Annotated in this window: 1 protein-coding gene; it reads right to left on the reverse strand. The window is 74.2% G+C overall.

What is annotated here, in order from left to right; translation table 11 throughout:
- Window positions 1-524: LCP family protein (locus DEIPI_RS32745; protein WP_045234759.1), on the reverse strand; the 524-nt coding region annotated here is incomplete at both ends.

Consider the following 524-nt stretch of genomic DNA (forward strand, 5'->3'; position numbering starts at 1 on the left):
AAAGGTAGCCCTGCTGCCGCTCGATGCGTCCGAGGTCGCCTCGGCGGTCGTGGCGGAAGCGCAGGTACTGCTCGGCGCGCGCGCCGTCGAGCCGCTGGCGTCCGGCCCTGAGGTGGATGTGCAGGTCGCCCGCGAAGTCGTCGTAGTCCATGGCGCGGTCCACGTCGACGGTGACGCCGCCCACCGCGTCGGTGAGGTCGCGGACGCCGCCGAGGTTGATCAGGACGTAACCGTCCACGTGGAGCCCCGTGAGCCCCTCGACCGCCCGGACGAGGCCGTCCGGGCCGAGGGTGGGCAGCGCGCTGTTGAGCTTCGCCCCGCCCCTTCCGGGAAGGCTCACGAAGGTGTCCCGGGGAAGGCTGAGGGTGCGGACGCGCCGCGCCCCCACGTCGGTCTGCACGAGCATGAGCGTGTCGGTCGCGCTGCGGAAGGTCTCGGCGGTCCGGTGGCCCGCGCGCGTGTACTGCGGCGTGACGCCCGCGAGCAGGAAGGTCCGGGTGGCGGGCGTGGGCCTCGCCGGGGGC

Source organism: Deinococcus pimensis DSM 21231 (assembly GCF_000519345.1).
GTDB lineage: Bacteria > Deinococcota > Deinococci > Deinococcales > Deinococcaceae > Deinococcus_A > Deinococcus_A pimensis.